Origin of the sequence: Variovorax sp. PBL-H6 (assembly GCF_901827155.1) — a bacterium.
GTDB lineage: Bacteria > Pseudomonadota > Gammaproteobacteria > Burkholderiales > Burkholderiaceae_C > Variovorax.
The window spans coordinates 4195401-4222215 of sequence record NZ_LR594659.1; the positions used below are offsets into that span (position 1 = coordinate 4195401).

24 protein-coding genes are annotated in these 26815 nt (G+C 65.2%); 5 read left to right on the forward strand and 19 right to left on the reverse strand.

Features of this window, described 5'->3' with window-relative positions; all coding sequences use genetic code 11:
- Positions 1-6: 6 nt before the first annotated feature.
- The 5 genes from G3W89_RS19850 to G3W89_RS19870 are packed head-to-tail and all read left to right on the forward strand — an operon-like array spanning position 7 to position 6643.
- Complete coding sequence (locus G3W89_RS19850) at positions 7-990, forward strand: PD-(D/E)XK motif protein (RefSeq protein ID WP_232076648.1); 984 nt, start codon at positions 7-9, stop codon at positions 988-990.
- A gap of 2 nt (positions 991-992) precedes the next feature.
- On the forward strand, positions 993-2762 hold the full coding sequence (locus G3W89_RS19855) for an AIPR family protein (protein WP_162575794.1): 1770 nt from the start codon (positions 993-995) through the stop codon (positions 2760-2762).
- Between the two features lie 43 nt (positions 2763-2805).
- Positions 2806-4326 carry a hypothetical protein gene (locus tag G3W89_RS19860; RefSeq protein ID WP_162575795.1) on the forward strand — a complete coding sequence of 507 codons (1521 nt, stop codon included), beginning with the start codon at positions 2806-2808 and terminating at the stop codon, positions 4324-4326.
- 23 nt (positions 4327-4349) lie between these two features.
- Positions 4350-4808, forward strand: a complete 459-nt coding sequence (locus G3W89_RS19865) for a very short patch repair endonuclease (protein WP_162575796.1) — start codon at positions 4350-4352, stop codon at positions 4806-4808.
- A gap of 2 nt (positions 4809-4810) precedes the next feature.
- Positions 4811-6643: a hypothetical protein gene (locus G3W89_RS19870; protein ID WP_162575797.1), complete on the forward strand. Its 1833-nt coding sequence runs from the start codon at positions 4811-4813 to the stop codon at positions 6641-6643.
- A 214-nt stretch (positions 6644-6857) separates the two neighbouring features.
- Here G3W89_RS19870 and G3W89_RS19875 read toward each other — a convergent pair whose 3' ends face one another.
- The 19 genes from G3W89_RS19875 to leuC form a co-directional block, all read right to left on the reverse strand.
- Positions 6858-8396: a DNA cytosine methyltransferase gene (locus G3W89_RS19875; protein ID WP_232076649.1), complete on the reverse strand. Its 1539-nt coding sequence runs from the start codon at positions 8394-8396 to the stop codon at positions 6858-6860.
- Between the two features lie 408 nt (positions 8397-8804).
- A complete protein-coding gene (locus G3W89_RS19880; protein ID WP_162575799.1) occupies positions 8805-9074 on the reverse strand; it encodes a DUF2274 domain-containing protein in 270 nt (89 codons plus the stop codon).
- Positions 9071-10330 carry a TrbI/VirB10 family protein gene (locus G3W89_RS19885; protein WP_162575800.1) on the reverse strand — a complete coding sequence of 420 codons (1260 nt, stop codon included), beginning with the start codon at positions 10328-10330 and terminating at the stop codon, positions 9071-9073. Before G3W89_RS19885 ends, G3W89_RS19880 begins: the two co-directional genes overlap by 4 nt.
- Entirely contained in the window at positions 10327-11310 is a 984-nt protein-coding gene (gene trbG / locus G3W89_RS19890) for a P-type conjugative transfer protein TrbG (RefSeq protein WP_443083212.1), read from the reverse strand. The genes G3W89_RS19885 and trbG overlap by 4 nt, the downstream gene beginning before the upstream one ends.
- Before the next feature lie 41 nt (positions 11311-11351).
- On the reverse strand, positions 11352-12059 hold the full coding sequence (trbF, locus tag G3W89_RS19895; RefSeq protein ID WP_162575802.1) for a conjugal transfer protein TrbF: 708 nt from the start codon (positions 12057-12059) through the stop codon (positions 11352-11354).
- Positions 12060-12081: 22 nt separating this feature from the next.
- Entirely contained in the window at positions 12082-13455 is a 1374-nt protein-coding gene (gene trbL, locus G3W89_RS19900; protein ID WP_162575803.1) for a P-type conjugative transfer protein TrbL, read from the reverse strand.
- Between the two features lie 4 nt (positions 13456-13459).
- The gene (locus G3W89_RS19905; protein ID WP_162575804.1) at positions 13460-13744 is read right to left on the reverse strand and encodes an EexN family lipoprotein; all 285 of its coding nucleotides are present in this window, start codon (positions 13742-13744) and stop codon (positions 13460-13462) included.
- A gap of 13 nt (positions 13745-13757) precedes the next feature.
- Positions 13758-14486: a P-type conjugative transfer protein TrbJ gene (gene trbJ, locus G3W89_RS19910; RefSeq protein WP_162575805.1), complete on the reverse strand. Its 729-nt coding sequence runs from the start codon at positions 14484-14486 to the stop codon at positions 13758-13760.
- Positions 14483-16927, reverse strand: a complete 2445-nt coding sequence (trbE, locus tag G3W89_RS19915; protein WP_162575806.1) for a conjugal transfer protein TrbE — start codon at positions 16925-16927, stop codon at positions 14483-14485. Before trbE ends, trbJ begins: the two co-directional genes overlap by 4 nt.
- A 10-nt stretch (positions 16928-16937) precedes the next feature.
- Positions 16938-17204: a VirB3 family type IV secretion system protein gene (locus G3W89_RS19920; protein WP_162575807.1), complete on the reverse strand. Its 267-nt coding sequence runs from the start codon at positions 17202-17204 to the stop codon at positions 16938-16940.
- The gene (locus G3W89_RS19925; protein WP_162575808.1) at positions 17201-17560 is read right to left on the reverse strand and encodes a TrbC/VirB2 family protein; all 360 of its coding nucleotides are present in this window, start codon (positions 17558-17560) and stop codon (positions 17201-17203) included. Before G3W89_RS19925 ends, G3W89_RS19920 begins: the two co-directional genes overlap by 4 nt.
- Complete coding sequence (gene trbB / locus G3W89_RS19930; RefSeq protein ID WP_162575809.1) at positions 17557-18594, reverse strand: P-type conjugative transfer ATPase TrbB; 1038 nt, start codon at positions 18592-18594, stop codon at positions 17557-17559. The genes G3W89_RS19925 and trbB overlap by 4 nt, the downstream gene beginning before the upstream one ends.
- Positions 18591-19094 (reverse strand): ribbon-helix-helix protein, CopG family, encoded by a 504-nt coding sequence (locus tag G3W89_RS19935; protein ID WP_162575810.1) that lies wholly within the window; start codon positions 19092-19094, stop codon positions 18591-18593. Before G3W89_RS19935 ends, trbB begins: the two co-directional genes overlap by 4 nt.
- The gene (locus tag G3W89_RS19940) at positions 19091-21136 is read right to left on the reverse strand and encodes a conjugal transfer protein TraG (protein ID WP_162575811.1); all 2046 of its coding nucleotides are present in this window, start codon (positions 21134-21136) and stop codon (positions 19091-19093) included. The genes G3W89_RS19935 and G3W89_RS19940 overlap by 4 nt, the downstream gene beginning before the upstream one ends.
- 285 nt (positions 21137-21421) lie before the next feature.
- Positions 21422-22309, reverse strand: a complete 888-nt coding sequence (locus G3W89_RS19945) for a LysR family transcriptional regulator (RefSeq protein ID WP_162575812.1) — start codon at positions 22307-22309, stop codon at positions 21422-21424.
- A 304-nt stretch (positions 22310-22613) separates the two neighbouring features.
- Positions 22614-23777 carry a 2-methylaconitate cis-trans isomerase PrpF family protein gene (locus G3W89_RS19950; protein ID WP_162575813.1) on the reverse strand — a complete coding sequence of 388 codons (1164 nt, stop codon included), beginning with the start codon at positions 23775-23777 and terminating at the stop codon, positions 22614-22616.
- An 18-nt stretch (positions 23778-23795) separates the two neighbouring features.
- On the reverse strand, positions 23796-24704 hold the full coding sequence (locus G3W89_RS19955) for a Bug family tripartite tricarboxylate transporter substrate binding protein (RefSeq protein ID WP_162575814.1): 909 nt from the start codon (positions 24702-24704) through the stop codon (positions 23796-23798).
- A 96-nt stretch (positions 24705-24800) separates the two neighbouring features.
- A complete protein-coding gene (gene leuD / locus G3W89_RS19960; protein ID WP_162575815.1) occupies positions 24801-25421 on the reverse strand; it encodes a 3-isopropylmalate dehydratase small subunit in 621 nt (206 codons plus the stop codon).
- Entirely contained in the window at positions 25418-26815 is a 1398-nt protein-coding gene (leuC, locus tag G3W89_RS19965; protein ID WP_162575816.1) for a 3-isopropylmalate dehydratase large subunit, read from the reverse strand. Before leuC ends, leuD begins: the two co-directional genes overlap by 4 nt.

Below are 26815 nucleotides of genomic sequence, written 5' to 3' on the forward strand. Positions count from 1 at the left end.
TTTTTGATGGCTTGGTCGTCGCTCACCAGCGCCGATGCCGAGCCTGGCTGGCAAGCCATCGCCCTGCCCTCCTCCGGGCCGCTGCAGCTGCGGGCTGGCCGACGCTCGCCGGACAACGCCGAGGCGGTTTTGGTGTGCTTTCCGAGCGCGAAGCTCGCCCCCGCCGACAAGCTGCCCGAGGGCCAGGGCTTTGCCGTCGAGCGCGCCGACCCTGACGGCAGCGGCAAGCTTTGGCTCGCGCTTACCCGCAAGTCGGCAGGCAGCGCGGAGCTCTTCGCGTCCATGGCATGCGATGTCGTGGGCGCTCTGGACGACTCGGTCGCGGCCGGCTCCGACGAAGCCAAGCTCCTGCGCGTCTTCATCGGCCGCGTCGGAGCTTGGCAGGAGTTCATGCGCAAGGGGAGCCAGGCGCTGAGCCCCGAGGCCGAGGTCGGCCTCGTCGGTGAGCTCGCGCTGCTGCGGGCCATCATCGAGGCGGGCGTGGCTCCCGCTACGGCCATCGAGTCATGGGTGGGGCCGCTCGACGGCATCCAGGACTTCCGGATCGGCACGGGAGCCTTGGAGGTTAAGGCCACGCTGTCGGCGGCGGGATTCCCCGCGCGGATCGGCTCGCTCGAGCAGCTCGACGACTCCACGCGCCAACCCCTCTTCGTGGCCGGCGCGCGCCTTCGGCAATCGGAGGGTGGACAGAACCTGCCGAACATCGTCGAGGCCATGCGGCAGGCGATCAAGGGCGATGGAGAGGCTGAGCGGCTGCTGTCCGAGCGCCTGCTCGCGGCCGGCTACATCGACTCCCATGCCGACCGCTATCCAAGAAAGTTCGAGCAGGCCGGCACGCGCGTCGTGGAGGTCGGGGCCAACTTCCCCCGCATGACCGCGGGCTCGGTGCCTGCGGGCATCATTAAGGCCATGTATGAAATCGACCTCGACAAGGCGCCGGGCGACAACGTCGGCGCCGAGGACGCATTGAAGAAGCTGGGAGCGATCTAAGAATGAATTTGCCTGAATTCCTGCGCGAGACGCAGGCCGCCGTCCGCTCGCAGATGCGAGACGGCGCGCTGTATGAGGAACTGGTGTTCTCCGGCATCGTGATGGACCACATGTCGGACATCGGCATGACGTTCGAGCCGGTCGAGTGCCACTTCGAGGGCAAGGTGGGCAACGCCAACCTGCGCCTGAGCGGCTACTCGCTGTCCGAGGAGAGCGACCAGCTCGACTTGTTCGTGAGCCTCTACGCCAACGTCGATGTCCCGACGCCCGTGCCGGACGCGGAGACCAAGACCGCCGTCGAGCAGTGCCTGCGCTTTCTGACGCTTTGCGCCGAGGGCAAGATGGCGCCGAAGCTCGATCCGTCCAGCGATGTGCGCTCGCTCGCCGAGACACTTCAGGCCATCTACGACGACTTGGAGCAAATCCGCGTCTACGTCATCACCGACCGCGTCGCCAAGTCCAAGAGCTTCAAGACCCGCGACATCGGCGGCAAGGCCGTGCGCCTGGAAGTGATGGACATCGAGCGGCTGCACCGCCACTGGTCCGAGGGCAAGCCGCGCGATGAGCTCGTGGTCGATTTCACCGAAGTCTCGGGCGCGCCTCTGCCCTGCGTGTTTGTGCCCGGCGAGAGCGACGACTACGACTACGCCCTCACGGCGATCCCTGCTGAGGCGCTGCGCCTGCTCTACGAGAAGTTCGGCGCGCGCCTGCTCGAAGCCAACGTGCGGTCGTTCCTCAGCGTCAAGGGCAAGGGCGTCAACGCCGGCATCCAGAACACGCTGCGCTCGGCCCCCGAGCGATTCATGGCCTACAACAATGGCATCGTCATCGTGGCCGACGAGATGCGCCTGGGCAAGCCCGGCGACGGCTCCGCCGGCATCGCCTGGCTCAAAGGCCTCCAAATCGTCAACGGCGGGCAAACCACCGCGTCGATCTACTTCGCCAAGAAGAAGTATCCCGACACGGACCTCAGCCGCGTGCGGGTGCCAGCCAAGATCATCGTCATGCGCGCGCAGGACTCGGCCAAGGAAGAGGCCCTCGTCTCGGACATCTCGCGCTTCGCCAACAGCCAGAACGCCGTGCGGCAATCGGACCTGTCGGCCAACAAGCCTTTCCATGTCGAGATCGAGAAGCTCTCGCGCTCGGTCTACTGCCCCGACGGCGTCGGCCAATGGTTCTACGAGCGCGCCTCGGGCAGCTACAACACGCTGCTCGCCCGCGAGGGCACCACGCCAGCCAAGCTCAAAGCCTTGAAGGAGGCGATCCCGACGGCCCGCCGCGTCACCAAGACCGACTTGGCCAAATACATCACCGCCTGGGATAAGAAGCCCGACATCGTCAGCCTCGGCTCGCAGAAGAACTTTGACAAGTTCATGGCGGGACTGACGCCGGCCGACGGCCAAGAGGCGCCGCTGCCCAGCGTCGCCGACTTCAAGGCCATGATCGCCAAGGCGAAGATTTACCGCGACGCGCAGAAGCTCTTGCGGCCGATGTTCCAGGCCTTCCAAGCCAACGTGACCGCCTACACGGTGTCGCTCGTGGCCGAGAAGCTCGGCGACCGCATCGATCTCGAGCGCATCTGGGCCAAACAGGCGGCGTCTCCCGAGCTGCTCGCGCAAATTGCCGTGTGGGCCAAGGAGGTCAATGACGTTCTGCACTCGTCGTCCGGCGGCAAGATGGTGTCCGAGTGGGCCAAGCGGCCCGAGTGCAAGGAGGCCGTGATGGGCGCGAGCTACTCGGCCCCGGCCACCAACATCCCGGAAGTGAAATAGGCTGATTCGTAAGGATCCGCTCGAAATCTTCTCCACGAAGCACATGCCTGAAGCAAATGACGCCGCGCAGTCGGCGGTGAAACTAGAGTTGCCCAACGACGCTCAGACGCTGACCGACGTCGTCACGGAGTTCTTGCTCGCTGTCTCCTCGGGTCGTGCGTTTGCCGTTGACGTCCCGCTCCCCTCCGTCGGGAGTTCGAACTCGCATCTGGATCTGGCCGATGACTTTCTGGACGCGTCCCTTATCGCCGAGCGTCTTGGCGCCTATGCGACACGACGATCGATGTCGTGGACGAAGGTCGCGCACTTGAATGTGATCCGGCTTGAACTTGACAGCTACGACCCGCATGCCATGGCGCTGGAACTCGCGCGGATGGCGATATTCGTCGACTATCCCGATCACGAGACCGATGGTCTGCGCGGAGAATTCGAGCAAATCCGGGAAGCGCGATACGACTACGGGGAATCCCTGGAACAGAGCGAACTCCTGTTCCCCGAGATCGCCGATCACTACGTCGGCAACCTGATCATGTCGTATGGAGAGTGGGAGGACCCCGAGGCGCTGAGGGAGCATCTTCAGCGCCACCCGGAACGGCGGTATGGTTTCTTCGTTAGTAGGTCCATCCGCGCAGGTGGTCGGGCCGTTCTTTTGTCGGATGGCGAGTTGATCCTACCGGCGGACGCGTTACTCGCAGAGGTGCTCGAGAGCGCGGGTTACAGCGGTGAAGCGCTCCTGCCTGCACGGATGGTCATGACCGAGCAAGAGGCCAGTTTCATTGGCGGGCATGTAGTTGTCGGTGTTCCGTCAGAGCTCGTCACTCAGGCGATCGCCTGCGGCGATGAGTTTGTTCGACGTACGCAGTCCGAGCCGGACTCGTATGACCTCATTGCCTTCGAAGGGCGGGTCGCCGGTTCCGATGACGAGCCGTCCGCTTGGGTCGGCGATTTGTCGGGGTTTGCCGCACTCAGGTGCTCCGGATTCACCATCGTCTTCTTTAGCGAACACCAGCGCCCCACCCCGGGGCGCGCTGCTCAGGCCGAGGTCCTGCAATCTCTGGCAACAAGCCTGCACGATGGCGGGTCGGCCAAGTCGGCGCCCGATCTTCCGTGGGAGATGCTCGACGATGAGCTTTTGGAGCAGCTTTGCTGGGACTACCTGTACACATCGCCGCAGTTTGATCGAAACCGGCTGGAGAAGATCGGCAAGTCACGCTCACGCGATGGCGGGCGGGACATAGTGGCCTGGACGAACCGCGCCCCCCCTTTCTATCGGCCCCCGGTCAAGTGGGTCTTTCAGTGCAAACACATCCGTGCTGATGACTCGCTGACGCCAAAGCACATCAAGTCCATCGGCGATGTGATCGAACAATACGATGCCGGGGGGTACGGCGTGATGACCTGCGGGTACATCGATGCCACTCTCCACGACAGGGTCGATTCGATCTGCGGGAAGCGCGGCGTGGAAGTGCGCAAGGTCGATCGCTTTCTACTTCAAGCTTTCGTGTCGGCGCGCCCCCATCTCGTCGAGAAGTATTTCCGGATGCGCGGCCCTGTGAAGGGCTGATTTAGCCGATTCGGTACAAGCCCATGGTTGATGTCGTCTCCCCCGCCGACCGCAGCCGGATGATGGCCGGCATCCAGGGCAAGAACACCAAGCCCGAGCTGATCGTCCGCCGGATGCTCTTCGCCTCGGGCTACCGCTTCCGGTTGCATCGGCGCGACCTGCCTGGCGCGCCCGACATCGTGATGCCGGGGCGTAAGGTGGCCGTTTTCGTCCATGGCTGCTTCTGGCACATGCACCAGGGGTGCCGATTCGCCAAGATGCCGACGACGCGGCCGGAGTTCTGGACAGCCAAGCTGTTGGCGAATGTGGCGCGCGACCGCAGCGCGGTCGAGAAGCTGCAAGGCCTTGGCTGGCGGGTGCTGTGCATCTGGGAATGCTCAACGCGCGACGCCGAAGCCGCCGCAGGCCTGCAAGCCGCCATGAACTCGTGGATCGAGAGCAGCGAGCCCCTTGGCGAGATCAGCGCACCGACACGAGGTTAAGCATGGCCGATTCAAGCACCCAAGCCCTCCGAGACTTGGCCGAAGTTCACCTCGCCGCAGCCCTCAAACCGTTGCCAACCGACAGGCTCGACCGCTTTGTCTTGTTCATCGAAGTGGTCCGCGCTATGGACTACTGGGGCACCCATGCCCCGGCCCTGATCGGCGATGACGAAAAAGTCGCGCAGTCATTCGATCTCATGTATTGGGGATGGAACAGGGCCGTGGCCGAGCTCTTTGAGCCGTTGGACCAGCCCGGCGCCTTCCCCATGATGGAGAGCACACAAGAGTCGCGCACATTCGCTGCAGGCCTCATGCAGGAGTTTGGCAAGGTGTCGTTGCTGCGCCGCTTGGCCGACATGTGCGAACGAGGCATCATGGAAGTAGCTAGGGATGGCGACGAGTTTCACATCCACATGAGCGAAGACGCGCGGACGCAGTTCGCCGATGCTTCGGAATTGGACAAATTCAAGGCCGCCGAGGCGCGATTTCCATCATCGAGCGCTGGCTGGACAATGGCTTCAATGCGCGATGCCTTGCGCTTCCCCGAAATGCCGGGCAACTATCTGGCAATAGCTAACGCGCCGGTAAAGCGCTGGCTCAGACCCGACATCCAGGAGTTCATCAAGCCGCTCGTGAAGCCGTGGGACACGGGCTATGGCGTGATGGTGGCGTATGACGCCCGAATCGAGGTGGACAAGCACTACATAGCCGAGGCGCTGGCTCTGGCCACGCCCTGGCGCGAGGACTCAGGCATTCATGCCGACGCAAAACTGGGCTCCATCACCGGCGCGGATATCGCGGGCGTCGGCGCGGCGCTCATTAGCCTTCATGCCAAACACTTCGGCTGCGTGTCGGTCGCCAAGAAGCTTTTCCCCGAGGTGTCGGTTGCTCAAAGCTTGACTATTTGGGGGCCAAGAGACCCGCTCGAAGAGTCGATCTCCATCATGAGTGGACGCCCAAAGCCAGTGGTCCATGCAGTCTTCAATGCTCTGGCGATGACATCAGAGCAATCCAAGAAGCTCGCCGGACACTCCACGCCACTGATTCCACTGCTCTTCGACCTAGGCAATGGGTTCATCTTGCGGCCGGTCTCGTGCCTCACCCGAAACCCGTTCACGGCAGCCAGAACCCAGCATCAGTGGTTGGACCCGCGCACAGAGCACGCCGTCGCCGCCGACCGCGAGGATTGGATGCGCGAGCAGCTCTTTGGGGTGTTCGGTGGAAATCGCTATATCCGCTTCCCCGGCAACCTGAAACTTCGCCGAGGCGGCGCGGTCCTCACGGACATCGACGCAATCATCTACGACAAACTCACGGGAGACGTCGGCCTATTTCAGTTGAAGTGGCAGGACTACTCCACCAACGACGTGCGCCAGCTTCGCAGCAAGGCCGCCAACCTCTCGGCAGAGCTGGTGGACTGGTCGGCAAAGGTCAAGTCGTGGATAGAGGAGCACGGCCCCTCGGCGCTCGACAGGTCGCTGCGGCTAAAGCAGAAGAGGCGCGAGGCCGTCAAAGGTGTGCTGCTCTTCGCTATTTCGAGGTCGTCGGTCCGCACGCAAGGCTATGGCATCAAGACTGACGTCGCAGACTTGGCCATGGGCGTCTGGCCGCAGTTCGTTCGCGCGCGCATGGAGGTCGGCCCTTCCGCTTGGTCTTTGCGAGACGTTCACGCTCGGCTGATCGAAGAGCACGGGCAAGTTCCCACCGTACATCCGATGCCGGCAGTAATTCGGATCGCCGACAAGACGCTCAACATCCACGACTTTTGGAACCGGACAGACGAAAAGAGCAATGGCTCGGAAGATGGCACGGGAGCCGCCGACCGCACGCTATAACGGGTATTAATTCGACGCCACCACACTGGCATGACGCACATCGCCGCCGCCATCGCTCTCGAATTCAGTCAAGGATTCCACGACTGCACGGGGCCTTAGCAAATGCGAAGGTGGTCGAGCGCAACCAAGCTGAGACGACGCCTTGTAAGACGAGGCGTGGAACCTGGCCAAGTCGCGGGACTTCCGAGTCAAAGGCGGAGGCAGCGCCTGCCGCCTACTTGCGCGGCGACGACATGAAGGCATAGATGATCTCCGCGATCTGCTTGGCCAGCAGTGGCGGGACCGCATTGCCGATCTGCCCGTATTGCTCGGTGCGGTTTCCCTCGAAGAAGTAATTGTCGGGAAAAGTCTGCAGGCGGGCGGCCTCGCGCACCGTCAGGCTTCGGCATTGCGCTGGGTCCGGGTGGATGTAGTAGTGCCCATCTTTCTTGATGTGGGCCACCACCGTCGATGACGGATGCTTGCCCATCTGCACGCGGAAGCGGTCTTTGAATGGGATCGTCTCCTCGTCCACGTTCACATGGTCGGGCAAGAGCCTCGGCGGGAAGTTGCGCAGGTCCGGGGCATATTTCTGAGTAGCCGCGAAGCACGCCGCAAACATGTAGCGGTGTAGGTCCGATCGCATGTGGCTGCGCGTCTCGTGCTGGAGGACGCCGCCCACCTTGGAGTCGAGATACCACTCGCGCAGGATCTTAGGCATAGCCTCCCCCGGATCGACTGCCATGGGGATGAAGGTCGAGCCAAAGGTGGCGTGCTTTTCGGCCTTCTTGATGAACTTCTCCATGGCTGCCTCGATAACGTTGCGCGCGGGAACGCGCCACCCTTTGAGCGCCAAGGGAGACTCCCGCAGGGCCTTCATCCATGCCTCTTGGGAGTCCGGCTCCTTGGACAACCGGCTACGCAACTCTGGAAGACCCGCGAGCGCGGCGCTCACGCCGACCTTTTTCTTGAGCTTCGTCAGCAGGAAGCGCTCAGGACTTTCAGTCAGCGCCGGGGTCGCTTTTGCCACGTCGGAGCGGACGCCAAAAAGGATCACCCGATGGCGGCTTTGCGGGACGCCGTGGTCATCGGCCTCAATCACATAGTCGTTCGGGTCTAGCTCCTCCCCCTCTTTCTTGTGGACAACAAGTGACCTGACTTCGTAGCTCAGATCCTCCCGCGGCGATTTGAGGTCGCCGAGGATTTGCTCAAAGATGCGCTTGCCGGAGTTGGTGGAGTTGAGCATCCCCTTGACGTTCTCCATTACGAAGACGGCCGGTGCGAATTCCTGGATGATGCGCAGGTACTCGGTGTAGAGGAAGTGCTTGGCGTCAGCCTCGAACTTTTTCGGGTCCTTGCTGCGCAGACGTGAACGCCCAGCCAGCGAGTAGGCCTGGCACGGCGGGCCGCCGATAAGTACCCAGTCGGTCTGGTTGCCCAGGGCTTCCCGAATCCAGCCGTCCACCTCCTTGGCTGGAGTCGCACCGAGCTCCGCACAGCGCGCCTCATTGCCAGCACGCTCAGCCGCATCTTTGATGTCGGAATGGGCCAGAAACGCCTCGCGCGTGATCTTCCCGCTGATGTAGTCGTAGTAGCAACTCGGGACCTCGCCCCTGGGGAACTTGCGGAAGATCGACCGCAGCAGCAGCGTTCGGTGGGCCACGGGGTCCATCTCGACGGAGACCTTGACGGCGAAGCGCCGCGCGCCACTCCCGTCAAAAACAGACGAAAAGCCTTCGCATAGCCCCCCTGGTCCGGCGAACAAGTCGATCACCGGAATCTCACTGCACCGCGACATCAGTTCTTTTGCTCGTGTTCAATATGAAGACTTTAAAAATGCGCACGCTGGAGCGAAAAAGGGTCCGGCAGCGACATGCCCGGACCCAATTTCAATAATTTATATTTTACCCGTACCAGCCAGGGACATACCGATGACTGCGCAACGCTCGACCCTCCTCATGGGAACTCCGCACGCTTGCTGAACTAAGCCGATTTGGCCCAAAAGAGACAGCGATGAACGATCTGCAAATTTGCTTGCCTACTTCGTCCTTGGCCGGGACGTCTCTGCCCCCCGAAACCCGCACGGCGAAGCGCGGACGACACCCGCCGACAAGCTGTAGCCCCTCATCTCCCAACGCAGTGCGAGAGTACGTGCCGCAGTCCAATCCGGTTCGCTTCATGTTCAGGCGTCATGCTGTGGGGAGTGGCGGTTTGCTTGCAATGGCGAGAACGATCCGTTGTCTCCCATCTTCCTGAATCCCCGATCCCGCGCCATGAACGCCTCCAGCATGTGCGGCACCAGTGCCGCCGCGTCCACCCGCTCACCGTAGGTCTGCGCGTGCAGCACCGCGTAACGGTCCAGTGTGGCCTTCAGCTCTGCCGACAGCGTCACGGTGAGCTTGACTGGTTCGCTCTTGGGCAACGGTCCGAGCCGCAGCTTGTTCACACTCATTGCAACGATCCCCGCTGGAAGAACAAGGGCTGGTAGGGCCGCAGGATCAGATCCTTGTTGACCATCACACGCATCGGGAAGCCTGGCCGGATCGTGAGGGTGGGCTGGATGCTCAGGTTGCGCTTCGTGATCTCCTGGCCGACCTGGTTGACGGTGTCCTGAGTGCCTTGACGACCGGCGATGATGACCCGGTCGCCGTCCGTGCGGTTGTCAGGCGCAGCCAGCTCGGCGCCCATGCCGAGCAGCGTGGAGAGCGCCGCGCCCGCCAGGATGCGGTCCCAATGCCAATCGACCCCATCCTCCAACCCTGCATAGCCGGCTGGGTCGATACCGGGCAGGCGGTCGAGTGCCACCGATGACGTATCGGGCAGGATCAGCCGCGTCCACACAAGCAGCACGCGCCGCTGTCCGAAGGCTACCTGGCTGTCGTAACGGCCGATCAGGCGAGAACCTTGTGGAATCAGCAGATGGCGCCCTGCGGCGGTGTCATAGACCGCCTCCGTCACGGTGGCGATCACCTGCCCCGGCAGGTCGGAGATAACCCCTGTCACCAGCGCGGCAGGAATGATGGTGCCCGCCATGACTTGGTACGGCGAGGCCGGCAGTTGCAGGTTGCCGGGGTTGCGCGTAGCCGGGTCGCCCGCCTTGGCGACGAATGCTTCCTTCTGGTCTTGGCGGCTCTGCACCGCGGTGGGATCGGCGGGCTGCGCCCCCGCCGCCGCGGGCGCCGGGGCACCAGCCAGCGCATCGAAAGGCTGCGCGGCGCGGACCTCGCCGGCAGGCGCGGCTTGGGCAGGCTTGGCCCCGGCGCCGCCGAACGCACGGAAAAACACCCCCGAGCGCGCTGCCTCTTCGGCCGCCAGCTGCGCCGCATGCGCCGGGTCGACACCGCCGCCCGGCACGCGAGTCTCCATCGGCTGCTGCGACTTTACGATGGCCGGTCCCAGGTCGCCCGGCAGCGGCTCGCCCAGTTGGGGCACGGCAGGCCGTGCCGGTAGACCGGCATAGTCCTTGGGCAACTGGTCCAGGCTCTCGGCCTTGGCCACGCGATCGACGTTGTACAGCTCGGGAGCTGCATTGCGCTCGCGCTTGTGCGGCTGCAGCGACCACAGCGTCGCGCCGAGCACCATGGCGGCCAGCGCGCCGGCGATGACCGCCAGCATGCGGCGATTCAGCCGAACCACCGGGCGTGGCGATGCGCGCAACGCCATCGTTTCGGGATCGGCCTTTGGCGGAACAACGGCAGCTTCGCTCATGAGCCGCTGCCCCCACCGGCGCGCACCACGCCGTCGGTGCGGTCGATGCGCACCACCTCGGCCTTGCCGCCCTTGTAGCCGCCCAAGCGCAACTCAGCCGCGCCGAACAGTCGATCCACCACGTAGTACGGCGCGCGGAAGCGGTAGTTCACGAGCTGGCCATCGCCCTGCGGCCCGATGACGAACAGCGGCGGCAGCTCGCCCTGCGCAATGCCGCCAGGGAACTGGATGTAGACCTTCTGTCCATCGTCGAAGGCGCGCAGCGGCTTCCAAGGCGGGCTGTCGCCGCCGATCGCATAGCGGAAGCGAATGTTTTCCAGCGACAGGCCCGCGTCCACCGGCGCCGCGGCCTGCGCCTCGCGCGCCTGCTTCTGCAGCACCAGCATGCGATCTTTCGGGTAGTCCCAGGACACCGAGGCCATCCAGGCCTGCGGAGTCGATGACAGCTCAACCAAGTAGGTCCGCCGATTGGTGGTAATAACCATGTTGGTTTTCAACCCCGTGCGCGTGGGCTTGACCATCACGTTCACGCGCTGCGCCGAGCCGGTGCCGCTGGTCGTGTCGCCCACGATCCAGCGCACAGTGTCGCCGGCCGAAACGGTCACCAGTTCCTCGCCTTCCTGCAGCGCGATCAAGGTGACGCGCCCTGGGCTCGTATAGACCTGGTACAGCGCGCCGTCGCTGAAGGGCCAGATCTGGATCGCGTTGACGTAGCCCTCGCGTGAAGGCGCGATGCGGGCCTCGTCGTTGGCCCTGGACACGCGCAGCTTCTCGTCGGTGGGCTCGGGTGCCGGCGGTGGGGCATCTTCCGCTGGCAGCGCCTTCATCTGCGCCGGCAGCGGCAAGGGCTTGGCGACCTCCACCACTTCGACCGGCGCGGGTGGATCGGGCAGGCGCTGCGCCTGCACCGGTTCGTCCAGCGTGATCGTGGGCAACGGCTTGCCCTGCGTCGCGCAGCCGGAGAAACCGACGATCAGCATTGCCGGCAATACGTAAAGGCGCAAATGGGAGATCGGTTGGTTCATGGCTTCTTTACTCCTTCGTTGGCATCCAGTTCCCGGCTCCACGACAGCCCGTTGACGTAGATGCCCAGGGGGTTCTTGCGCAGCCGTTCCTCGGTGCGCGGCGGCTGCAGCACGATGGACAGCACCGCGGTCCAGCGCTCGGTGGTGGCCGGTGCGCCGTTGACGTAGGCCCGCTCGATCCAGCGCACCTGGAACGACGAATCGCTGGCGCGCACGACACTGGTGACTTCCACCGCCACCGAGTTCTGGCCGATTCGCGAGAACGGATCGTTGGTGCGCGCGTAGTCGTTGAGCGTGGCGGCGCCCCGGTCGGTGGCGTAGTCGTAGGCTTCGAGCCAGTTGCGCCGCACGACGATGGGGTCGATGGAGAGGGACCGCACATCGTTGATGAAGCGCGCAAGGTGGTGCGCGATCTGCGCATCGCCTGGGCGGTACGGCGTGGCGGCCTCGCCGACTGTGCGCACCTGACCCGCCTGGTCGACCTCGATCACATAGGGGGTGACGATGGACTGCGCGGAGCGCCAGACGAGACCGCCGGCCATCAACAGCGCCAGCGTTAGGCAGCCGAAGGCCATCAGGCGCCAGTTCTTCGCCTGCACGCGGGCAGAGCCGATTCGCTCGTCCCACGCCTGCGCGGCGGCCTGGTAGGGGGTGACGGGCGCTGGCGTATCTGCGTAGCGCACCAGGGGTCGTTTGAATCTCATGAAGGGTTCTCCTTGGCTGTCCTTAACCGTCATCCCGCAGGCTGGGACTGGCACCGCTGCCACCGCTGTCGCCCGAGCGCAGCGTGTGGGCGGCAGCGGTCGCGCCGTGTGCGATGCGCTGGTGACGTTGGAGCCGCTGCGCCCAGGCGGGCGGCGCCGTGGATGCAGCCGGCGCATCGGTCGCTGCCGCGCTGGCCGTGGAAGCGGCAGACGGAGGCGCGGCCGCCTCGGCAACGAAGTTCGCGACGCGCTCGCGAACGGCCTTGGCACCCGACGCAACGCGATCACCGACTGCTCCGGCGCCGCTGCGCGCGACATTGGCCAGGCCCGCGCCAGCAGCGCGCAGGCCGCTGCCTCCCGAAGCCGCAGCACCGGCTTCATAAGCCGAGCGAGCGCCACCGGCGAGCGTGCTGGCCGAGCGGCCTGCAGCCGCTGCGCCGCCGATCACGCCGCGTGCCGCCCCAGGCGCCATGCGCGCACCGGCCGCGACCGCCGCGCCTGCGCCCGCAACGGCGGCGCCACCGGCAACCGCCAGCCCTGCTCCACCGACCAGCGTCCCGGCCGCCGCGCCAGCACTGAGTTGCGGTGCACCGGACACCAGTCCGGTGGCGATACCCGGCCCGAAGATGCCCAAACCGAACAGCGCGAGCGAGGCGAGCATGATGGTGAGCGCGTGGTCGATGCTCGGCTCGGTGCCCGGCGGCGTCGTGAACTCGCCGAACAGACCCGTGCCGATGCCGACGATTACGGCCAGCACCAGCACCTTGATGCCAGACGACACCACGTTGCCCAGCACCCGTTCGGCGAGGAACGACGTCTTGTTCCACAGCGCGAAGGGCACCAGAATGAAGCCGGCGAGCGTCGTCAGCTTGAACTCGATCAGCGTCACGAAGAGCTGGATCGCCAGCACGAAGAAGCTCACGATGACCACGAGCCAAGCCAAGGCCAGCACTGCGATCAGGTCGAGATTGGCGAACACCTCTGGGAAGCCCGTCAGGTCGCCGATCTGCGTCATGATCGGCCGCCCGGCATCGATGCCGACCTGCGCGAGCCGGCCCGGCTGCAGCAGCTGTGCCTGCGTCAGCGCAGAGCCCGAGGCGGTCAGGCCCAGGCCCGCGAACGATCGGAAGACGATGCCGGCCAGCGTGTTGAAGTTGCCGATGATGTAGGCGAAGGCTCCAACGTAGAGGACCTTTTTGATGAGCTTGGCAATCACCTCGTCTCCGCCACCGCCGCCGGCGTGGCTCATCGCCCAGAACAGGCCGGCAAGCGTCATGTCGATCAGCACCAGCGTGGCCGTCAGGAATGCGACCTCACCGCCGAGCAGGCCGAAGCCCGAGTCGATGTAGCGCGAGAAGACATCCAGGAAGCGGTCGATGACGCCCACGTCGTTCATAACATCATTCCTTGGGCGCCGACTCTGCGGCTGGTGGCGCTGGCAGCCTCACCGGATCGGCGGCATAGGGGGAGCGGCCGCCGTCAAGGAAGCGCCGCCGCGTGGCCTCGGCCACGGCATTGCACTGCACATCGCCGACCTTGGCATGGTCCGCCTTGCAGGCCTCGCGCAATTCCCGCAGGCGCTCGGGATTGGCGACCAGGGATTCGACCCTCTCGATGGTGAGAGGCTTCTTCTCGCAGGCGACGAGCGCGACCGCGCACAGGCAGAGGATCAGGATTCTTCGCATGGAGCTGTTCCTTTCAGTTGCCGTAGAAGTTGACGTTGGCGGGCGTGTATGGCGTGCCCTCACCCTGGAAGCGCCGGCGCACCTCGCGGGCGCGCTCCTGCACCGCGACCTGGCGCGCCTGTTCCAGCGCGGCGGCACGGTCCTGGGTGATCTGCAGTTGCTGCGCCTGCATCGCCTGGCGCGACTGCAACGCGAGTAGCTGGTTCGTCGCCTGCGTCGCCTGCAGTGCGCCCACGGCCGATTGACTGCGATTCACCAGATCCGTCAGCGTGCGTTCGTCGGCGGCGAAGTTCTGCACCGCCTGCGACTGGACCTTGGTGGCAGTGCGCAGCGCTTCGAGGGAGCGGGACCACCTCTTGCGCGCGTCCAGCGCCATCTGCATGCCCGAGGTCGCGGCGCCGTACGAATCCGGGTAGAGGCTCCGAAACTCGCTCTCCATCTGCGAGACGTTGAAGGCGAGCCCCTGTGCCTGCTGGATCAGCTGGTTGGTCGCCGAGAGCGTGGCGCGCAGTTCGGACAGTGCGCTGAAGTCCAGGCTCGTCAGGTTCTTTGCCTGGTTCATCAGCGACTGCGCCTGGTTCTGCAACTGCTTGATCTGGTTGTTGATCTGCTCCAGCGTGTTGGCCGCCGTCAGAATGTTCTGCGCTAGGTTGGTCGGGTCGATCACCACCCATTGCGCATGTGCGCCGGGTGCCAGACCGGTGAGCAGGGCCGCGGCAGCGGCCAGCAAGGTCTTCTTCATGGCTGAATCTCCTGAGGTGAAGGAAACGATGGAATGAGGTCGGCGGCCCAGTCCAGACCGCAGTGGCGAAGCCAATGGACCGCGAACTCCTGTGTGCCATGCGCGGCGAGCACGGCATCGATATCGCGCTGGTGCTCGGGAGTCGAAGCGCCAGCAAAAGCCAGGGCCACCGGCCCGAGGTCCAGGTCGAACACACGATTGCCGAGACGCGACTGGTAGTAGTAATCCTGTTTGGGCTGCGCCTGCGCGACGATCTCGATCTGCCGTGCGTTGAGTCCGAAGCTCTCGTAGATCGTGCGGATCTGGGGCTCCGCGGCCTGAGGGTTGGGCAGGAAGATGCGGCTTGCGCAACTTTCCACGATCGCCGGCGCGATGGCTGAGTCCTGGATGTCCGCCAAGCTCTGCGTGGCGAAGCCGACGCTGACATTCTTCTTGCGCAGCGTCTTGAGCCACTGGCGAATGCGCGCCGCAAACGCCGGGTCATCGAGGAACAGCCAGGCCTCGTCGAGGATCAGCAGCGTGGGCGCGCCATCCAACCGCTCCTCAAAACGCGCGAACAGATAGCGCAGCACCGCCAGCGCGGCGGCCTTGCTGTGCATCAGTTCCTCCATCTCGAAGCCCTGCACGTCCGCGCTCCCCAGACGGTCGTGGTCGGCGTCCAGTAAGCTGCCGTGCGCCCCACCCAGTACATACGGCGCGAGCGCCTGCCGCAGCGCGTTGGACTGCAGCAGCACAGACAGGCCGGTCAAGGTGCGCTGCTCCACCGGTGCGCTGGCCAGGCTGCCGAGCGCGGACCAGACCGCTTCGCGTTCGTCCGGCCCGACAGCCACACCCTCTTGGGTCAGCCGACCCTCGATCCACTCAGCAGCCCAGGTGCGGTAGACCTGGCGGTCGATACGGGCCAGAGGCTGGAAGGCGATGGCGTTCTCACCACACGACTCGTCGGCCCGGCCCAGGTCGTAGTGCTCGCCGCCCAGGCCCAGGACGGTGGCGCGGATCGAGCGCCCCCAGTCGAACGCGAAGATGCGCGAGCCGGCATAACGCCGGAACTGCAGCGCCATCGTCGCCAGCAGCACCGACTTGCCCATGCCGATCGGGCCGACGACCAGCGTGTTGCCTACGTCGCCGATATGTGTCACGAGCCGGAACGGGGTGGCACCATCGGTGCGCGTCACGATCAGCGGCGGACCGTCCAGGTGCGCGTTGCGCTCCTGCCCCGCCCAGACGGCGGACACCGGCATCATGTGCGCCAATCCCAGCGTCGAGACGATCGGCTGTCGCACGTTGGCATAGGTGTTGCCCGGGATAGAGGACAGCCAGGCCTCGACGGCGTTCAGCGTCTCCGGGATGGTCACGAAGCCTCGCCCTTGGATCACCCGCTCCACCTGCCGCAGCTTCTCATCGGCGGCCGCAGCATCAGCATCCATCACCACCACCGTGGCGGTGAGGTAGCCGAAGGCCACTTGGTCGCTGCCCAGTTCCTGCAACGCCGCATCGGCGTCCGCCGCTTTGTTGCTGGCGTCCGTGTCGACTAGGACGCTCTCCTGCTGGAAGATCGTCTCGCGCAGCAGCGCCACGATGTTCTTGCGCTTGGCGAACCACTGACGGCGCAGGCGGATGAGTTCCTTCTCCGCCTCGGCCTTGTCCATGCACAGGAAGCGCGTGGACCAGCGGTAGGCGAAGCCCAGGCGGTTCAAGTCGTCCAGGATGCCCGGCCAAGTCGAGGTCGGGAAGCCGCGCACGGTCAGCACGCGCAGGTGCTGATCGCCCAGCATGGGCGCGAGGCCGCCGACGAGCGGCGCATTCGCCAGCAGCGCATCCAGATGGATGGGTACCTCCGGCACGGCCACCGGATGGCGGCGGGTGGACACCGTGGCATGGAGGTATGTCAGCGTCTGTGCGTCGTCCAGCCGGGCGATCTCTGGCATCACGCCGTCGAGAAGATCGAGCACCCGGTCGGTCTCGGCGACGAAGGCGGTCAGGCGGTCTTGCCAGTCCACCCCTTCGCTCGCCCGGTTCTCATAGAGCATTCCTGTCGCGCGCGCACGGGACTCCTCGGGCGGCAGGTACTGCAGCGTCAGGTGGTAGCGGCTCTCGAAGTGGCTGGAGGATTGTTCGAACGCGGCGCGACGTTCCTCCTCCACCAGCCAGGACAGCGGCTCGGGGAAGTTGGAGCGGGGATAGCCGGCAGCCGGTAGGCGCTCCGCCTCGATGAACAGGGCCCATCCCGAGCCCAGCCGGCGCAGCGCGTTGTTGAGGCGTGCGGTGATGGACACCAGTTCACCCTGCGTCGCACTGTCCAAGTCGGGGCCCCGAAAGCGCGCCGTGCGCTGGAACGAACCATCCTTGTTCAGCACCACACCCGGCGCGACGAGCGCGGCCCAGGGCAGCCAATCAGCCAGCAGCGCGGGACGCTTGCGGTATTCAGCGAGATTCAGCACCGCATGCTCCTTACACGTCCAGCAGCGATCGCTGCTTCATGTGCCGCGCGAAAACCTGCATGAATTGCGGATCCGCACGTGCACCCCACACCGCGAGCGAGTGGCCTGCGAGCCATAGCAGGAGCCCGGGAATCCAGAGCTGCAGCCCGAGCCCGACGGCCGCAGCGAGCGTGCCGTTTGCGATCGCCACGGTGCGCGGTGCGCCGCCCATCAGGATGGGCTCCGTCAACGAACGGTGGAGCGGCACTTCGAAGCCTGGAGCGTCATTCACGTTCATGCCAGCACCGCCCCGCCGCTGAACGAGAAGAACGACAGGAAGAAACTCGACGCGGCGAACGCGATCGACAGGCCGAAGACGATCTGCACCAATTTGCGGAACCCGCCCGAGGTGTCGCCGAAGGCGAGCGTCAGGCCGGTGGCGATGATGATGATCACCGCCACGATGCGCGCCACTGGTCCCTGGATCGACACGAGGATGGACTGCAGCGGTGCCTCCCACGGCATGTTCGAGCCGGCCGCGTGGGCGGGCAGCGCGAAGGCGAGCAGCAGCGCGGACAGCAGCACGATTTGCAGCGCCGGGCGAAAGCGTCCGGTGTGCAGAGACGGGTTTACGGAAATGCGCGAAGTCGTCATGACGGTTCTCCTGGAATTGACGGCAGTGAGGGAAGCGAAGGCAATGGCGCGGACGCCAGTTCGTGTGTGAGCTGGTAGCCATTCGCGCCGAGGCCAACGACGCGCGCGATGGCCTCCACACGGCGCGTGCGGCCACGCCCGGAGATGAAGACGATGACGTTGATGGTCTCGGCGATCAGTGCGCGCGGCACGTTCATCGACACTTCCTGCACGAGCTGTTCGAGACGCGTGAGCGCGCCCATCGCGGAGCCCGCATGCAAGGTGGCAATGCCGCCCGGGTGGCCTGTGCCCCAGGCCTTGAGCAGGTCCAGCGCCTCGGGACCGCGGACCTCGCCGACGACGATTCGGTCAGGGCGCAGGCGCAGCGTAGAGCGCACGAGTTCGGTCATGCTGACCACGCCGGGCCGCGTGCGCAGCGGCACGTGGTCGTCCGCCGTGCACTGCAGCTCCACCGTGTCTTCCAGCACGATCACGCGATCGCCGGTGGCAGCCACCTCATCGAGCAACGCGTTGGCGAGCGTGGTCTTGCCGGTGCTGGTACCGCCGGCGATCAGGATGTTCTGGCGGTCGCGCACGGCCGCGCGCAGGAATGCCGCTTGGTCAGCGGTGAGGATGCCATCAACCACGTAGTCTTCCAGGCGTATCACCGCAACGGCGCGCTTGCGCAGCGCAAACACCGGTCCTGGTGTGACCGGCGGCAGCGCGCCCTCGAAGCGCTCGCCGGTCTCGGGCAGTTCGGCGGTCAGCAGGGGCTTGTCCGCATGCACCTCGGCGCGCACGTGCGCCGCGATCAACCGGATGATGCGTTCGCCGTCGGCGGGCGACAGCGTGACGCCCATCGGCGCACGGCCGCTGCCGAGGCGGTCCAGCCACAATGAGCCATCCGGGTTGAGGAGGACTTCGACGACGTCGGGATCGGCCAGCGCCTGCGCGATCTCCGGTCCCATCGCTGTGCGCAGCATGCGGATGCGACGGTCCAGCGCCAGCGAGGCCGGCGCGGCAGATCTGTTCGGTTCACGCGGCGCGCCGGTCATGAAGCCGCCTCCGGTTTGCTTTCAGCCGGGGCCGCCGACCGATCATCTGCACGGGTTCCCACCGGATCACCCAATCCGAAGAACTGGCTGTCCTCGGGCTGGATCTCCTCGTACACGTCCTTGACCAGGCTGCGTCCACGCAGTAGGTGACGCCCGAGCTGTTCGATGAACTGCTCGAAGCGGAGGCGCCCTTGCGCGCGGGCCGCCTCCTGATGCACCTCGGGCACGGGCGTGCTGACGGTCAGGAAGTAGCGCACATACAGCGCCACCGTCTCGATCAGGATGTTCTGGTCGCGTTCGAGCTTGTCGTACTGGCGCGAAAGGCGATCCAGCCGCTTTCCGATGGCGGCCTCGCGCTGGTCGCCACTGTCAGGGGAGAGGAACGAAGACAGCGCGGCGGCGATGATCGAAGACTTTGACAGCCCCTTCATTGCGGCCAGCTCGTCGAGCCGGCGCGCATGGTCGCGTTCGAGGAAGATGTTCAGGCGCGCGCGGCTCATAGGGCGATCCCGTCGTCAGGGTCCAGCGCGGCCAGCCGCGCGCTGCGCTGCAGCCGCGGGTCGAGCCGTGTCGGCAAGGGCAGCGGAGAGTCATCGTCATCGAGCAGGCCAAGGTCGTCAGCGCTGTGCTCAGGCTGCGGAGCGAACGCCACCTCGCCCAGTTCAGGCTGGTGCTGGCGACCGCCGTCGTCGACGGCGCCAGCCTGCCCCGCCAGCGCCATGTCCAGAATGGGCGTGGCCAGCGGCGCAAGACCACTCCAGTCATCGAGGCGCGGCGCCGGGGTGTCTGCATAGCGGCCGCCGGACGTGACCGGTGGCGCGGGTTCGACGCGTACCGTGAAATTGCGATCAAGGTAGTAGCGGAGCTTACGCGCCTTGATCGGCGGATGGCCCGAGACCATCACCACCGCATCGTCGGGCGGCAACTGCATCACCTCGCCGGGCGTCAGCAATGGGCGTGCCGTCTCTTGGCGCGAGACCATCAGGTGCCCGAGCCACGGCGCGAGCCGATGGCCCGCGTAGTTGCGCTGCGCGCGCAGTTCGGTGGCCGTGCCCAGCGCGTCGGAGATGCGCTTGGCGGTGCGCTCGTCGTTGGTGGCGAACGCGATGCGTACGTGGCAGTTGTCCAGGATCGAATGGTTCTGGCCGTACGCCTTGTCGATTTGATTCAGCGACTGCGCGATCAGGAAGGCACGCAGGCCGTAGCCCGCCATGAAGGCCAGCGCCGATTCGAAGAAATCCAGGCGCCCGAGCGCCGGAAACTCGTCGAGCATCAACAGCAGCTTGTGCCTGCGCTCGATGCCATCCGATCCGTCGAGCGATTCGGTCAGACGCCGACCGACCTGGTTGAGGATCAGCCGGATCAGCGGCTTGGTCCGGCTGATGTCGGAAGGCGGCACCACGAGGTACAGCGACACAGGGTGCTCGGCCGAGATCAGGTCGGCGATGCGCCAGTCGCAGCGCGACGTGACTTCGGCGACTGTTGGATCACGGTACAGGCCGAGGAAGCTCATGGCCGTAGACAGCACGCCCGAGCGTTCGTTCTCGCTCTTGTTGAGGACTTCACGTGCGGCCGACGCGACCACGGGATGCGGCGCCCCACCCTCACCGTTCTCCAGATGCTTAGTGGTCATCATCCGATGCAGCGTGACCTCGAAGGGGCAAGCCGGATCGGACAGAAAGTTGGCGACACCGCGCAGCGTCTTGTCCTCGCCCGCGTAGAGCACGTGGAGGATGGCGCCGACCAGCAGCGCGTGGCTGGTCTTCTCCCAGTGATTGCGCCGTTCCAGCGCACCCTCGGGATCGACGAGGATGTCGGCGATGTTCTGCACATCGCGCACCTCGTGCACGCCGCGCCTCACCTCCAGCAGCGGGTTGTAGGCCGCCGACTTGGTATCGGTCGGGTTGAACAGCAAGCAGTGCGAGAAGCGTGAACGCCATCCTGCGGTGAGCGTCCAGTTCTCACCCTTGATGTCGTGGATCACAGCCGAGCCCTGCCAGGACAGCAGGGTCGGCACCACCAAGCCCACACCTTTGCCCGATCGCGTCGGCGCAAACGCCATCACATGCTCAGGGCCGGCATGGCGCAGGTAGCTGTCGTCCTTGCGGCCGAGGAAGACGCCGGCCGGACCGGCCAAGCCGGCCTTGCGGATCTCTTCTCGCTCTGCCCAGCGAGCGGAGCCATAGGTCGTGACGCGGCGTGCCAGGCGCGAGCGCCACACCGCCATGGCTATGGCTATGCCGGTGGCGAGCAGTCCACTGGCTGCGGCGATAACCCCGCCGCGCATGAAGACACTTGGCGCATAGGCGTCGTACCAGTACCACCACTCGAACAGCTTCCAGGGCTCATAGACCGGCAGGCTCGCCAGGTCGGCCCATGCAGGCCCCAGCCGTGGCTGATAACCGAGCGCATGGGCGGTCCATTGCGTAGCCGTCCACACGCCGGCCAGGACCACGCCGAAGACGGCAGCGATCTGGCCTAGCAGGATGCCTGTTTGGGTACTCGATCCGGCACCCTCGCCTGTTCCCTGTCGCAAAGCCATCTCCGAAGTTCCCTGCGGCGCAGCTGCGCCATGGCGCATGCGCGCCCCCATGGCGCGCACGGCACGAGTCTGGAATTGATTTGCCGTGCGGTACACCCATGTGGGCGTAGCTCAGCGAAGGCTGGCTAATACTCCGCGAGAGAACGCGGTCGGCTGGCGGAATTCCAGGCTGCCGAGGGCGAATTGGCCCCAGCGGCTCGGACCGCGAGCATCCTTAGGATTCGGCGAAATGTCCAATGCTGACGGTGCAGGCTGCCCATGCATCAAAGCCGAACCCCGTAACGATCATGACAAAGCGCCGACGTGGGTAAGAAAGCGTCGCACAGGACCGGCAATGCCAAAGCGCTGATGCTTGTGCAGCACGAATGTGGTGATGTGCTCTTCCTCGGCCACGGGCAATGCCACCACGTCGCTACGCCGCAGGGTCTGTGCATGTCCCGCGTCACCCAGTCCAACACCCGCGCCGACCGCAATGCGGGTCACGTAGCCCGACAGTGTGCGGGCCTCGCCCGCGAGGGTAGCGCGATTGATGTACTTTCGTACGATGGTGCGCATCTGCCAGAGCAGGCCGGGCAGGCAATCTTCATCGCAAGACAGCAGCGGAAACGCCAGCAGGTCTGATAGGGCGACGATCTCCCGACTGGTCAATTCATGGCCACGCGGCAGCACAGCCATGAGACGGTAGCGCCACGCAGGAGTCTGCGCGATGGCCTCATCATCGCGAATACCGAAAGAGAAACCAACCTCAATTTCTTCGCTCTTGAGTGCACCGACAAGTTCGCCCACACGCATCTCTGTCAGTTCCACCGGAACCTCCGGCGCAACGGCACGCCAGCCGCTGAGACATTCGGATAGCCTGGGCTGTGCGATGCCATCAGCAACGCCGACGCGTAGCGGTGCCTGGTACAGAGCATGCGTCTGCCGAACTGTGCGTTTGATGCGCTCGAATCGGGTGAGAAGCTTGCGCGCTTCCTTCAGCAATCTCAATCCAGCCGGTGTCGGGTGCAGCTTGCGCGGGAGTCGGACGAGCAAAGGCGTACCCAACTGATCTTCAAGATCTCGGATCGCTCGCGACAGCGACGTCTGGTCGATGTGGATTCGCTCGGCCGCGCGGCGAAAGTTCAGGTCCTCCGCAACTGCAATGAAGTAGCGCAGGTGGCGTATTTCAATCATGGCCACCTCGCAACCCTTCACCCACCAGAAGAAACAGATGCGGAACTGTGGCTGATCTATGCAAAGAAAAGCTCTCCGTCAAAGGGGATGGAACCGTGAAGATTCCATGGCCGCAAGGAATGACTGCGGCTTGCGGCAGTGCCACCCTCACTAGCCGATCTCCGGTCCAGGCCTGCGGCGACTCACCGGCGCATCCGCCGAGTCCACCTATTCCTGGACCGGTCGAACTATCGTGACACGACCCTCAAGTCGCCGCGAGCGCTTGCCTACGCACCACCTCAGGATCGCTGGCTTTTTCGGCCCGTTACCCAAAGTCATTCGGTATCAGCACTTCGCCCTGCATGAGGCGTCGCGCCGTTCGCGGGAAGCTGAGGGTCTCGAAGTGCAGCTGTGGCTGCACCGCGCCGGCGTGCGGCTCTACCTTCACGTACATCACGCCCAGTGGGTGGCCGATGCGCAGCCATGGGGTCCGGGCGACCGCGGGGTTGAGCACTTTGTGCAGCACCGAGCCCGCCACGCGCGAAATGGCGCCGGAACACATGGCGCCCGCGCCTGCCATGCTGTCATGGCACTTGCCCAGGAACACGAGACGCTCGCGCGCATCCATTTCCTGCTCCTTCTGCACGACACCGTTCACATCGACATAGTTCTCAGGCGGAGCCACCATGATCGCCAGCGGCAGGCCGGGCAGATGCTGGTCATTCCACTGCCGGTACAAGCCGATCATCGCGCCGGCCTTGCCCTGAATCTCGCCGATGGTTTCAATCAGCGCGCGGTCATTGGTGATCGGGATCGGCAGCTCGCTGCCGCCAAGGCCCAGGTCCTTCGCCGCGATGAATACGCAAGGATTGGCCGCATCGCCGATGGTGACCTCAACGCGCCGCCCATCCTCCAGCGTGATCACGTCGATCACATTGCCCGTCGGCAGCAACTTGCCTGTCTTGGCGCCCACCGTGCCCGCATAGTCCATCAGGATCTCGGCGCCCGTGCCCGGGACGCCGGCGATGGCGCAGTCGCCCAGCACGCGCGCCTTGCCGCCCGCCACCTGCACCTTGGCGACCATCATCTTTTGCGTGTTGGTGTTGAAGATGCGCACCGCGGTGACGGGCTCCACGGCATCGACCAGGCCCTCGTCGATCGCGAACGGACCGACAGCCGACGAGATGTTGCCGCAGTTGGCGTCGTAACTCACGAGTGCGCGCTCCACATCGAGCTGCGCAAAGGTGTAGTCCACATCCGCGTCGGCGCGCGGTGACTTGCTGATGATCGCGACCTTGGAGGTCACCAGGCGCGAGCCGCCCAGACCATCGATCTGCAGCACGTCGGGCGTGCCCATGGCGCGCAGCAGGAACCTGTCGCGCTGAAAGCCTGGCGGGGGCACGTCACGCTCGTGGAAAAAAAGGGCCTTGCTAGTGCCGCCACGCATCAGCACGCAGCGCACCGCGGTTTGGTCAGGGGAATGGTCCATGTGATTCAACTCCTGTCGTCAATCAACCTGCGCGCCAGATTGCTGCACTGCTCGCGCCCACTTCTTGACTTCTGCTTCCATGAAGACTTGGAACTCCGCCGTCGACATCGTTGGAAACTCGAGGCCCGAGTTCGCCAGCATCTGCTGGACAGCGGGAGTACGGCCGGCGGCGCGGAAGGCTTCGGACAGCTTTGCCACCACCGGCGCTGGCGTGTCGGCGGGTACCACAATACCGCTCCACGCAGCCACGTCGAAGTCCTTCTGCAGTTGTTCGGCCACTGTCGGGACGTCCGGTAGCGATGCGGTGCGTCGTGGAGAGGTGATTGCCAACGCCTTGAGTTTCCCCGCTTTCACGTACGGCAGCACGGAGGGCAGTGGCTCCATCATCAGCGGAATCTGCCCCCCCATTAGGTCATTCATTGCCGCGGGCGAGCCCTTGTAGGGTATGTGGTTGAGCTTGATGCCAGCGGCCTCTTGGAACAGTTCCATGGCCAAGTGAGCCGTGATGCCGCTGCCACCCGAGCCGAAATCAACTTTCCCCGGGCGCGCCTTGACGTAGGCGAGGAGCTCCTGCACGTTCTTCGGAGCGAATCCAGGATTGGCCACCAACACCAGTGGCGCGGTCCCGGCGATGCCCACGGCATGGAAGTCCTTCAGCGTGTCATAAGGCAGCTTCTTGTAGAGCGACTGGTTGATTGCGAGTTGCCCCGAAGTGCCGAAGAGCAGCGTGTAGCCATCGGCCTTGGCTGACTTCACGATCTGCGCACCCAGGATTCCGTTGGCGCCAGCCTTGTTGTCCACGATGATGTTCTGGCCTAGCTCCTTGCTCATAGCGTCGGCGAACGCGCGCGCCATCATGTCGACATTCTGGCCGGGCGGATAGCCCACCACGAAGCGCAGGGGGCGGTCGGGAAACTGCTGGCTCATGGCGCTAGCGGCCAGTGTGGCGGCGCCCAGCGCCAGCACGATGCGACGAGTGAATGTCATAACTTGTCTCCTTAATGTAGTTGTGGGCAAAGATGTTCAGCTCGGCTGCGGCCAGGCCCAGGGGCGACGTGCGCGGTCGGCCTGTTGCCATGCAGTGATGAGCTCTTCGTCTCGCAGGGTGAGGCCGATGTCGTCCAGGCCTTGCAACAGAGCTTCGCGGCGCAGCGCGTCGACCTCAAACGGGAAGCGGGTTCCGTCCGGCGCCACGACGACGCGGCTTTCGAGGTCGACAGTTAGCGCGGCTCCAGAGCCGGCTTGCGCCGCGAGGGCTTCAACCTGCGGCAGCGGCAAGCGGATTGGCAGGACGCCATTCTGGAAGCAGTTCGCGAAGAAGATGTCGCCGAAGCTCGGTGCCACGATGCAGCGCAAGCCGAGCCCCTGCAACGCAGTTACCGCGGGCTCGCGCGACGAGCCGCATCCGAAGTTGGGGCCCGCGAGCAGGATGGGTGCATCGCGGAAGCGAGGCTGGTTGAGGATGCTCTCCGTGTCCTTGCTGCCATCTTCGCGGTAGCGCAGCGGCTCGAGCGCCCACTGGCCCCACGCCTCTTTCGGCAGGGCCGTCATGCGCTCGATGCGGATGATGACGTCTGTGTCCACGTTGCTGCGCATCAGCGGGACAGCAGCGCCCCGCAACACAGTGAAAGGCTGGAAGCTCATTGGAGTGTCCTCACGTCCGTGATACGGCCCGTCACCGCGGCGGCCGCCGCCATCGCGGGGCTGGCGAGGTGCGTCCGCGCGCCGGGCCCCTGGCGTCCGACGAAATTGCGGTTGGAGGTGGACACGCAGCGTGCCTGCGGTGGCACCTGCTCGCCGTTGGCGGCCACGCACATACTGCAGCCGGGCTCACGCCACTGGAAACCGGCGGCCTCAAACACCTCGCGCAGGCCTTCGGCCTCGGCTTCACGCTTGACGATCTCAGAGCCGGGCACCACCCAGGCTGTGACGCCCGCAGCCACATGGCGCCCGCGTGCGACGTCGGCCGCCGCGCGCAGGTCCGACAGGCGCGAATTGGCGCATGAACCGATGAAAACCCAGTCCACCGGCATGCCCGCGAGCGCATCGCCCGCGCGCAATCCCATGTAGTCGAGCGCGGCGGCGTAGGCCTCGCGCCGCGGGCCGTCGACCGCGGCCGGATCGGGTACGAGTGCGTCGATGCGAATCGCATGGTCGGGGCTGATGCCCCAGGAGATGGTGGGCACGACCGCGGCGGCGTCGATGCGAACTTCGCGATCGTACGCGGCGTCTGGGTCGCTGGGCAATTGCTCCCAGTCGCGCACCGCGGCATCGAAAGCGTCGCCTTGTGGAGCATAGGAGCGGCCGCGCAGATACGCATAAGTCTTCGCGTCCGGCGCGATCAGCGCGAAGCGCGCACCGAATTCGACCGACAGGTTGCAGAGGGTGAGCCGCCCCTCGACCTCCATCGATTCGACCGCGGCGCCCGCGTATTCCACCGCGTAGCCTACGCCGCCAGCCGCCCCGAGCGCGGCCACGATGTGCAGCGCGAGATCCTTGGCGCTCACACCATGCGCCAGCACGCCGTCACAGACGATGCGCATGCGCTTGGGCTTGCGCTGACGCAGCGTCTGCGTCGCGAGGGCATGCACGCTCTCCGACGAACCCACGCCGAAAGCGAGCGCCCCCAACCCTCCGTTGGTGCAGGTGTGGCTGTCGGTGCAAACCACCGTGAGCCCTGGCAGCACCAGGCCCAACTCGGGCCCCATCACATGCACGATGCCTTGGCCCGGCTGGCCCAGTTCAAAGAAGCGTACGCCGGCTTCCTCGGCGCCCCTACGCAGTGCGGCGTGCAGCCTGCCGCCAAGCGGAAAGGTCGTGGCGCTGCGGCCCGGCTGGCTCGACACCGCATGGTCGGGCACCGCAAAATCCAACTCGGGATTGCGCAGTTTCAGGCGCCGCTGCGCGAGATCGGCAAAGGCGGGACCGCCACCCAGGTCATGCATCAGTTGCCTGTCGATGTGCAGCAACGCCCATCCGTCGCCAAGGTCACGCACCACATGCATGTCCCACACTTTGTCGAAGAGAGTGCGTGCCAT

Coding starts and splice junctions, on each gene's coding strand:
- G3W89_RS19870 (WP_162575797.1), top strand. CDS start 4,811: ATGGCCGATTCAAGCACCCAAGCCCTCCGAGACTTGGCCGAAGTTCAC.
- trbF (WP_162575802.1), bottom strand. CDS start 12,059: ATGAGATTCAAACGACCCCTGGTGCGCTACGCAGATACGCCAGCGCCC.
- G3W89_RS19880 (WP_162575799.1), bottom strand. CDS start 9,074: ATGAGTGTGAACAAGCTGCGGCTCGGACCGTTGCCCAAGAGCGAACCA.
- trbB (WP_162575809.1), bottom strand. CDS start 18,594: ATGACCGGCGCGCCGCGTGAACCGAACAGATCTGCCGCGCCGGCCTCG.
- G3W89_RS19865 (WP_162575796.1), top strand. CDS start 4,350: ATGGTTGATGTCGTCTCCCCCGCCGACCGCAGCCGGATGATGGCCGGC.
- leuD (WP_162575815.1), bottom strand. CDS start 25,421: ATGAGCTTCCAGCCTTTCACTGTGTTGCGGGGCGCTGCTGTCCCGCTG.
- trbJ (WP_162575805.1), bottom strand. CDS start 14,486: ATGAAGAAGACCTTGCTGGCCGCTGCCGCGGCCCTGCTCACCGGTCTG.
- G3W89_RS19905 (WP_162575804.1), bottom strand. CDS start 13,744: ATGCGAAGAATCCTGATCCTCTGCCTGTGCGCGGTCGCGCTCGTCGCC.
- G3W89_RS19940 (WP_162575811.1), bottom strand. CDS start 21,136: ATGGCTTTGCGACAGGGAACAGGCGAGGGTGCCGGATCGAGTACCCAA.
- G3W89_RS19860 (WP_162575795.1), top strand. CDS start 2,806: ATGCCTGAAGCAAATGACGCCGCGCAGTCGGCGGTGAAACTAGAGTTG.
- G3W89_RS19920 (WP_162575807.1), bottom strand. CDS start 17,204: ATGAACGTGAATGACGCTCCAGGCTTCGAAGTGCCGCTCCACCGTTCG.
- leuC (WP_162575816.1), bottom strand. CDS start 26,815: ATGGCACGCACTCTCTTCGACAAAGTGTGGGACATGCATGTGGTGCGT.
- G3W89_RS19950 (WP_162575813.1), bottom strand. CDS start 23,777: ATGGACCATTCCCCTGACCAAACCGCGGTGCGCTGCGTGCTGATGCGT.
- G3W89_RS19925 (WP_162575808.1), bottom strand. CDS start 17,560: ATGACGACTTCGCGCATTTCCGTAAACCCGTCTCTGCACACCGGACGC.
- G3W89_RS19885 (WP_162575800.1), bottom strand. CDS start 10,330: ATGAGCGAAGCTGCCGTTGTTCCGCCAAAGGCCGATCCCGAAACGATG.
- G3W89_RS19945 (WP_162575812.1), bottom strand. CDS start 22,309: ATGATTGAAATACGCCACCTGCGCTACTTCATTGCAGTTGCGGAGGAC.
- G3W89_RS19935 (WP_162575810.1), bottom strand. CDS start 19,094: ATGAGCCGCGCGCGCCTGAACATCTTCCTCGAACGCGACCATGCGCGC.
- trbL (WP_162575803.1), bottom strand. CDS start 13,455: ATGAACGACGTGGGCGTCATCGACCGCTTCCTGGATGTCTTCTCGCGC.
- G3W89_RS19850 (WP_232076648.1), top strand. CDS start 7: ATGGCTTGGTCGTCGCTCACCAGCGCCGATGCCGAGCCTGGCTGGCAA.
- trbG (WP_443083212.1), bottom strand. CDS start 11,310: ATGCTGATCGTCGGTTTCTCCGGCTGCGCGACGCAGGGCAAGCCGTTG.
- G3W89_RS19855 (WP_162575794.1), top strand. CDS start 993: ATGAATTTGCCTGAATTCCTGCGCGAGACGCAGGCCGCCGTCCGCTCG.
- G3W89_RS19955 (WP_162575814.1), bottom strand. CDS start 24,704: ATGAGCCAGCAGTTTCCCGACCGCCCCCTGCGCTTCGTGGTGGGCTAT.